Annotated in this window: 15 protein-coding genes; all 15 read left to right on the top strand. The window is 35.2% G+C overall.

Annotation, left to right across the window (positions count from 1 at the left end; translation table 11 throughout):
* Nucleotides 1–126, top strand: a 126-nt coding sequence (gene tuf, locus HOH73_02480; GenBank protein ID MBT5827726.1) for an elongation factor Tu, incomplete at its 5' end; no start/stop codon positions are given.
* Nucleotides 127–137: 11 nt separating this feature from the next.
* The gene (gene rpsJ, locus HOH73_02475) at nt 138–452 is read left to right on the top strand and encodes a 30S ribosomal protein S10 (protein MBT5827725.1); all 315 of its coding nucleotides are present in this window, start codon (nt 138–140) and stop codon (nt 450–452) included.
* 1 nt (nt 453) lies between these two features.
* The gene (rplC, locus tag HOH73_02470) at nt 454–1,194 is read left to right on the top strand and encodes a 50S ribosomal protein L3 (protein ID MBT5827724.1); all 741 of its coding nucleotides are present in this window, start codon (nt 454–456) and stop codon (nt 1,192–1,194) included.
* Between the two features lie 7 nt (nt 1,195–1,201).
* Complete coding sequence (gene rplD / locus HOH73_02465) at nt 1,202–1,831, top strand: 50S ribosomal protein L4 (protein MBT5827723.1); 630 nt, start codon at nt 1,202–1,204, stop codon at nt 1,829–1,831.
* Nucleotides 1,821–2,120 carry a 50S ribosomal protein L23 gene (gene rplW, locus HOH73_02460; protein ID MBT5827722.1) on the top strand — a complete coding sequence of 100 codons (300 nt, stop codon included), beginning with the start codon at nt 1,821–1,823 and terminating at the stop codon, nt 2,118–2,120. Before rplD ends, rplW begins: the two co-directional genes overlap by 11 nt.
* A complete protein-coding gene (gene rplB, locus HOH73_02455; GenBank protein MBT5827721.1) occupies nt 2,120–2,944 on the top strand; it encodes a 50S ribosomal protein L2 in 825 nt (274 codons plus the stop codon). Before rplW ends, rplB begins: the two co-directional genes overlap by 1 nt.
* A 9-nt stretch (nt 2,945–2,953) precedes the next feature.
* Nucleotides 2,954–3,229: a 30S ribosomal protein S19 gene (rpsS, locus tag HOH73_02450; protein ID MBT5827720.1), complete on the top strand. Its 276-nt coding sequence runs from the start codon at nt 2,954–2,956 to the stop codon at nt 3,227–3,229.
* Nucleotides 3,230–3,235: 6 nt separating this feature from the next.
* Nucleotides 3,236–3,607 carry a 50S ribosomal protein L22 gene (gene rplV, locus HOH73_02445; protein ID MBT5827719.1) on the top strand — a complete coding sequence of 124 codons (372 nt, stop codon included), beginning with the start codon at nt 3,236–3,238 and terminating at the stop codon, nt 3,605–3,607.
* Between the two features lie 2 nt (nt 3,608–3,609).
* Nucleotides 3,610–4,239 (top strand): 30S ribosomal protein S3, encoded by a 630-nt coding sequence (gene rpsC / locus HOH73_02440; GenBank protein MBT5827718.1) that lies wholly within the window; start codon nt 3,610–3,612, stop codon nt 4,237–4,239.
* A gap of 11 nt (nt 4,240–4,250) precedes the next feature.
* The gene (rplP, locus tag HOH73_02435; protein ID MBT5827717.1) at nt 4,251–4,667 is read left to right on the top strand and encodes a 50S ribosomal protein L16; all 417 of its coding nucleotides are present in this window, start codon (nt 4,251–4,253) and stop codon (nt 4,665–4,667) included.
* Nucleotides 4,668–4,859 carry a 50S ribosomal protein L29 gene (locus tag HOH73_02430; GenBank protein MBT5827716.1) on the top strand — a complete coding sequence of 64 codons (192 nt, stop codon included), beginning with the start codon at nt 4,668–4,670 and terminating at the stop codon, nt 4,857–4,859. It abuts the gene before it with no gap.
* Between the two features lie 5 nt (nt 4,860–4,864).
* Complete coding sequence (gene rpsQ, locus HOH73_02425) at nt 4,865–5,095, top strand: 30S ribosomal protein S17 (GenBank protein ID MBT5827715.1); 231 nt, start codon at nt 4,865–4,867, stop codon at nt 5,093–5,095.
* A 14-nt stretch (nt 5,096–5,109) separates the two neighbouring features.
* Complete coding sequence (gene rplN / locus HOH73_02420; GenBank protein ID MBT5827714.1) at nt 5,110–5,478, top strand: 50S ribosomal protein L14; 369 nt, start codon at nt 5,110–5,112, stop codon at nt 5,476–5,478.
* Complete coding sequence (gene rplX / locus HOH73_02415; protein MBT5827713.1) at nt 5,478–5,801, top strand: 50S ribosomal protein L24; 324 nt, start codon at nt 5,478–5,480, stop codon at nt 5,799–5,801. Before rplN ends, rplX begins: the two co-directional genes overlap by 1 nt.
* Nucleotides 5,794–6,333, top strand: a complete 540-nt coding sequence (rplE, locus tag HOH73_02410) for a 50S ribosomal protein L5 (protein MBT5827712.1) — start codon at nt 5,794–5,796, stop codon at nt 6,331–6,333. The genes rplX and rplE overlap by 8 nt, the downstream gene beginning before the upstream one ends.
* Nucleotides 6,334–6,336 lie beyond the last annotated feature (3 nt).

Here is a 6,336-nt window from a genome sequence, read left to right as displayed (position 1 = left end):
GGAGATAATATAGAATTGACAATTAATTTGATTAATTCTGTAGCATTGACTCAGGGTATGAGGTTTGCAGTAAGAGAGGGAGGTCGTACTGTGGGATCTGGTGTAGTTAGTGAAATTATAGAATAAGGATTTGTTTAATGTTAGACCAAAAAATTAGAATAAAACTAAAATCATTTGATAATAACTTGATTTTTCAATCTGCTTCGGAAATTGTTTCCACCGTTAAAAGAACGGGTGCAGATGTTAAGGGGCCAGTTCCCTTGCCAAGAAAAATTAAGAAATACACTGTTAATAGATCTCCTCATGTAGATAAGGAGTCAAGAGAGCAGTTTGAGATAAGGGTTTATAAATGTATTATATTTATTTCCCCCACAGCTCAAACGGTAGAGGCTTTGAGAAAGTTAGATCTTGCAGCTGGTGTTGATGTTGATATAAAATTACTTGAGGCATAGTATGAGAGTTGGATTATTAGCTAAGAAAATAGGTATGAGTAGGATTTTTGATGAGTACGGAGATCATTATCCAGTGACTGTGCTAGAGTGCCCAGAAGCCGTGGTTTTGAATGCTGCTCACAATGCTGAATCAAATGTTAAGCTTGCTTCTTTTGAGTCTAGAAAAAAATCAATAAATCTTCCACAAGTGAAAGAGTTTGATAAGCTAAAGACCGCTTATCGCAAGCACATAGCTGAGTTCAAAGTTGACGACGTTAGTGAGTTTAAGAGTGGTAGAGTGATAACAGTAGACCACTTTGTAGAGGGGCAGTTTGTTGATGCAAGGGGCAAGACTATAGGTAAAGGTTTTGCTGGTGCAATGAAAAGGCATGGATTTGCTGGTTTGGAAGCTACCCATGGTGTGTCGATTTCACATAGGTCTCACGGATCTACAGGTCAGTGTCAAGATCCTGGTAGAGTCTTTAAAGGAAAGAAGATGGCTGGTCACATGGGTAACACGAATGTAACTATACAAAATTTACAAGTTATGAAGATTGATACTGAAAATGCTTTAATTTTTGTAAAAGGAGCATTGCCTGGTAAGAAGGGTACGGTTGTCACTTTAACGGACGCTGTAAAGAGAGTTTCAGCTAAAATATTGCCATATCCAGCTGGATTCAAAGATGTTTTTGAGGAAAATCAAAAGCCAGTTGAAGCGGCGGTTAAAGCTGAAGAAGTTGGTAGTAATGAGCAAGATAAATAGGTTTTAAATGGAATTGAAATTAATTGATATTTTTACTAAAAAAGAAGTGTCTACTAGAAAGTTGGGAGCTATCTTTTCTCTTGAGGATATAAGGTTTGATATTATTAAGTCTGTTATTCTATGGCAGCAAAATAAGTCAAGATTTGGTAATCATAAAACCAAGACTATTTCTGAGATTAGAGGTACGACTGCAAAGCCTTTTAAACAAAAAGGAACTGGTAGTGCAAGGCAAGGAAGTAGAAGGTCCGCTCAATTTAGAGGTGGTGCTACTATATTTGGACCTGTAGTAAGGTCTCACAATACTAAGTTACCTAAAAAAGTTAAAAAACTGGGTTTGTTGAATGCTATAGCATACCATTTGAAAGGTGGTACTTTACAGCTGGTTGCAGAGCCTAAAATTGATAAACCATCTACTAAGGAAGTAGCTAGCGTAATAGCAACCAAAGATATTAAAACATTAATAATATACAGTTCCGACACGCAGAAGGGCTTTATTCAATCAGTAGCAAATTTAAAGAACACGAACATATTACATTCCGATGGTGCTAATGTTTATGACATTATGAATCATGATAGATTGTATATTTCAGAAACAGCGTTTAATAAACTAGAAAGTAGGTTTACAGATGGAAAGTAAGATCAAATATAGCTTTATTGACAAATTGTCTCCATTGGTTACAGAAAAGTCTTTGAAAGTTTCAGAGCACTCTTATGTTGTTTTTAAAGGACCAAAGTCAGCAACGAAGGGTGATGTGCAAAGAGCGCTTACGTTCTTGTATAAGGGTAGCAAGATTTTGAAAATTACTTCTTCTTTAACAAAGGGAAAAGTAAAAAAGTTTAAAGGGAAAATTGGAAAAAGAGCAGACTTTAAGAAGTTTTTTGTTAAATTCGAAAAGCCAATTGATATCACAACAGGTATAAAATAATGTCATTAAGAAAGTATCAACCTATAACACCGGGTCAAAGGCAGTTAGTATTGGTTTCTGACAAATTATGGTCAGGAAAACCTTTTAAAGGTTTAACTAAGGGCTTATCTAAAACTGGAGGAAGAAATAATCATGGGCACATCACTACAAGGCATATAGGTGGTGGTCACAAGAAGAGTTATCGTACTATAGATTTTAGAAGAAATAAGTTTGATGTTGAGGCTATTGTAGAAAGAATTGAATATGATCCTAACAGAACAGCCTTTATAGCATTGGTTAAATATTCTGATAATGTTTATTCTTATATCATTGCTCCACAAAAGCTTAAAATAGGAGATAAAATTTTATCTTCAGTGAAAACTGAGGTTAGCATTGGAAATGCAATGAAAGTTGTAAATATTCCAACGGGTACCATTATTCATAACATCGAGTTAAAAATAGGTCGAGGAGGCCAGTTAGCTAGAAGTGCGGGTTCTTATGCGCAGATAGTTGGTAAAGATAATGGCTATGTGCAAATTAAATTGAGATCGGGGGAGTATAGATTAGTTCCTGAAGGAGCTATGGCTACAATAGGTTCTGTTTCTAATCCTGATAACCAAAATCAAAAATTTGGAAAAGCTGGTAGAATGGTATGGAAGGGAAAACGACCAACTGTTAGAGGTGTGGCTATGAATCCAGTTGACCACCCACATGGTGGAGGAGAGGGTAAAACCTCTGGTGGTAGACATCCAGTAACTCCATGGGGTAAGAAGACAAAAGGTTTACGTACGAGAAGTAATAAATCTACAAATAAATTTATAATAAGAAGAAGACATAAGAAGTAGGTATTAACTATGGCTAGATCAGTTTGGAAACCACCATTTATAGATGGTTATTTATTAAAGAAAGCAACAGCAGTAATTGAATCAGGTAGGATAAACACAATTATCAAAACTTGGTCAAGGCGCTCAACAATTATTCCAGAATTTGTTGGCTTGACATTTGGAGTATATAACGGTAAAAAATTTATCCCTGTTCAGGTAAAGGAAGATATGGTAAATCATAAGCTTGGTGAGTTTTCTCCTACCAGAGTATATCACGGGCATGGCGATAAAAAGGCAAATAAGTAGGTTAGTATGGCACAAGCTAAAAACGCAAAAAGAGTAAATGAGGGAGAAGCAAGATGCTTTACTCGTTCAATTAGAACAAGTCCACAAAAGTTAAGCTTGGTAGCTGAGCTTATTCGTGGTCTTGGAGTTAACGATGCTTTGGCTCAGTTAACTTTCTCTAAAAAGAGAATAGCAAAAGTAGTTAAAGCTTCATTAAGCTCTGCTGTTGCTAATGCTGAAAATAATCATGACTTGGATGTGGACAACTTAGTAGTGCATAGAGTTAATGTAGGTAAAGGTTTGGTGATGAAAAGGTTTAGGGCTAGAGCAAGAGGAAGGGGAGCTAGGATACTAAAGCCTTTTAGTAATTTGGAAATAATAGTTAAGGAAGTTGATTAATCATGGGTCAGAAAGTTAATCCATTAGGATTTAGAGTAGGAAATAACAAGTCTTGGGACTCTCGCTGGTATGCCGAAGGGGCAGATTATGTGAAATCCTTAGATGAAGATTTTAAAATTAGAAAATATATAAAAAAGCAGATAAAGAATGCTGCTATAAGTAAAATTCTAATTGAAAGACAAGCTAAGAAAGTCACTGTAATAATTAAGACTGCAAGGCCAGGTATAATTATTGGTAAAAGAGGCTCTGATATTGAAAAGGTTAAAAACCAAATCAAAAAAATTACAGATGCAGAAGTTAGTTTAAATATAGTTGAGGTTAAAAAGCCCGAAACTAGCGCTGAGTTGATAGCTCAAAATATAGCTAGTCAAATAGAGCGAAGAATATCTTACAAAAGGGCGATGAAAAAAGCTATACAATCTGCACTAAGGTTAGGAGTGAAGGGAGTAAGAATTAATTGCTCTGGTAGGTTATCTGGTGCTGAGATAGCTAGGATGGAATGGTACAGAGAAGGTCAAGTGCCACTACACACTTTGAAGGCCAATGTAGATTACGCTTTAGCTGAAGCTAACACTGCATACGGTGTAATCGGAGTGAAAGTGTGGGTTTGTAAAGAAGAAGAAACTGCCTAGTAGAGGAAAAAATGTTATTACCAAAAAGAACGAAATATAGAAAAGCCTTCAAAGGAAGGATAAAAGGAAATGCAAAGGGTGGAAGTCAATTGAGTTTTGGCTCCTTCGGTTTAAAAGCTATGCAACCAGAAAGAATAACCTCTAGACAAATCGAGGCCGCTAGAAGGGCAGCAACGAGACATATGAAAAGAGTTGGTAAAATGTGGATTAGAGTTTTTCCAGATATACCGGTAACAAAGAAACCTACAGACGTAAGAATGGGTAAAGGTAAGGGTTCAGTTGAGCACTATGTCTTTAGAGTAAAACCAGGAAGAATAATATTTGAAATAGATGGAGTTAGCGAGGAAGTTGCTAGAGAGGCTTTGGAGCTCGCATCTGCAAAATTGCCTTTTGCCGTAAAATTTATAACTAGAATAGAGAGTAATTAAATGAAGTACATTGACATAAAGTCTAAGACAAAAGATGAGTTAGAAAAGAAATTTGTTGAATTAAAGAAAGAACTCTATAACATAAATCTCCTTCGTGCTAATGGAGAATTGAAAAACTCTGCTAAAATTAAGCAGGTTAAAAACGATATAGCACGAATTTTAACATTTTTTAACGAGAAGAAAGTTAGTTAAGTATTATGCCAAAAAGAATATTGCAGGGCACAGTAGTAAGTGATAAGGCTGATAAAACCGTCACTATATTAGTCACTAGGAAATTTAAGCATCCTGTTTACAAGAAGTATGTTACTACGTCAAAGAAGTATACAGCCCATGATCAGGATAATTTGTCTAAAAATGGAGATGTGGTTTCTATTGTAGAAAGCAAGCCCATTTCTAAGACAAAGAAGTGGATAATTGTTAAGAATTAATAAGTGGTAACGTTATGATACAGATGCAAAGTAGAGTGGAGGTTGCAGACAATTCAGGGGCTAAATTAGTACAATGTATTAAGGTTCTAGGAGGTTCGCATCATGATATAGCTAAATTAGGAGACATAATAGTCGTTTCAGTAAAAAGTGCGTTGCCTAATGGCAAGGTGAAAAAGGGAGACATATATAGGGCTTTGATAGTACGTAGCGCTAAAGAAGCAAAAAGAAGTGATGGTAGTACTATAAAGTTTGATAAAAATGCGGTTGTATTGGTAAATAAGACTAAAGAGCCAATAGGAACTAGAATTTTTGGCCCAGTGGCAAGAGAAGTTAGAACCAAGGGTTTTATGAGAATAATTTCATTAGCTCCAGAGGTGTTGTAATGTTTAAAACTAAATTAAAGAAAGGAGATAACATAATTGTTATTTCAGGTAAGCATAAAGGATCTACTGGAAAGATTACCAAGATGTTATCAGAGAAAAATAGGTGTTTGGTAGAAGGCGTGGCTTTAGTAAAGAGGCATCAGAAAGCAACTAAGCAAGGCGAGAAGTCAGAGATAGTAACTAAGGAGTCATCAATCCATATATCTAACGTGCATTTTTATGACGAAAAAGATAAGAAGAAAGTCAAGTTATCATATAAAAAAGATGATGAAGGTAAAAAAGTAAGGATTAATAGAAGTTCGGGTGAAGTAATAAATGGCTAGATTAAAAGACTTGTACAACACTAGTATTAAAAAAGAGCTTTCACAGGAGCTCTCTTTAGATAATATTATGTCTGTACCAAAGATAGAAAAGATTGTTATAAATATGGGCTTAGGAGAAGCTGTAAATGATAATAAGATATTAAAAAACGCTCAAGAGGAAATGTCATTGATTGCAGGTCAGAAGCCTGTGCTTACAAAGGCCAAAAAATCTATTGCTACTTTTAAACTAAGGGAAGGTATGCCAATAGGTTGTAAAGTTACTCTTAGAAAAGATAAGATGTATGAATTCCTTGATAGGTTAGTTAATATAGCATTACCTAGAGTAAGAGATTTTAGGGGTTTATCTGCAAAAAGCTTTGATGGTAGAGGTAATTATAACTTTGGTTTAAAGGAGCAAATTATTTTTCCAGAAGTAAGTTATGACAAAATCTCTACAATTCTTGGTATGGATATAACAGTGGTAACTACAGCGCAAAGTGATGAGGATTGCAAAGCGTTGCTTAAAAAATTTAATTTTCCATTTAGGAGTTAGTAT

The sequence above is a fragment of the Alphaproteobacteria bacterium genome, assembly GCA_018667735.1.
In the GTDB taxonomy this organism is placed as follows: Bacteria; Pseudomonadota; Alphaproteobacteria; order Rickettsiales; family JABIRX01; genus JABIRX01.
The sequence above is the reverse complement of the archived record's forward strand: the minus strand, read 5'-3'. Positions and strand labels throughout refer to the sequence as shown.

Coding starts and splice junctions, on each gene's coding strand:
- rpsJ (MBT5827725.1), top strand. CDS start 138: ATGTTAGACCAAAAAATTAGAATAAAACTAAAATCATTTGATAATAAC.
- rplC (MBT5827724.1), top strand. CDS start 454: ATGAGAGTTGGATTATTAGCTAAGAAAATAGGTATGAGTAGGATTTTT.
- rplD (MBT5827723.1), top strand. CDS start 1,202: ATGGAATTGAAATTAATTGATATTTTTACTAAAAAAGAAGTGTCTACT.
- rplW (MBT5827722.1), top strand. CDS start 1,821: ATGGAAAGTAAGATCAAATATAGCTTTATTGACAAATTGTCTCCATTG.
- rplB (MBT5827721.1), top strand. CDS start 2,120: ATGTCATTAAGAAAGTATCAACCTATAACACCGGGTCAAAGGCAGTTA.
- rpsS (MBT5827720.1), top strand. CDS start 2,954: ATGGCTAGATCAGTTTGGAAACCACCATTTATAGATGGTTATTTATTA.
- rplV (MBT5827719.1), top strand. CDS start 3,236: ATGGCACAAGCTAAAAACGCAAAAAGAGTAAATGAGGGAGAAGCAAGA.
- rpsC (MBT5827718.1), top strand. CDS start 3,610: ATGGGTCAGAAAGTTAATCCATTAGGATTTAGAGTAGGAAATAACAAG.
- rplP (MBT5827717.1), top strand. CDS start 4,251: ATGTTATTACCAAAAAGAACGAAATATAGAAAAGCCTTCAAAGGAAGG.
- HOH73_02430 (MBT5827716.1), top strand. CDS start 4,668: ATGAAGTACATTGACATAAAGTCTAAGACAAAAGATGAGTTAGAAAAG.
- rpsQ (MBT5827715.1), top strand. CDS start 4,865: ATGCCAAAAAGAATATTGCAGGGCACAGTAGTAAGTGATAAGGCTGAT.
- rplN (MBT5827714.1), top strand. CDS start 5,110: ATGATACAGATGCAAAGTAGAGTGGAGGTTGCAGACAATTCAGGGGCT.
- rplX (MBT5827713.1), top strand. CDS start 5,478: ATGTTTAAAACTAAATTAAAGAAAGGAGATAACATAATTGTTATTTCA.
- rplE (MBT5827712.1), top strand. CDS start 5,794: ATGGCTAGATTAAAAGACTTGTACAACACTAGTATTAAAAAAGAGCTT.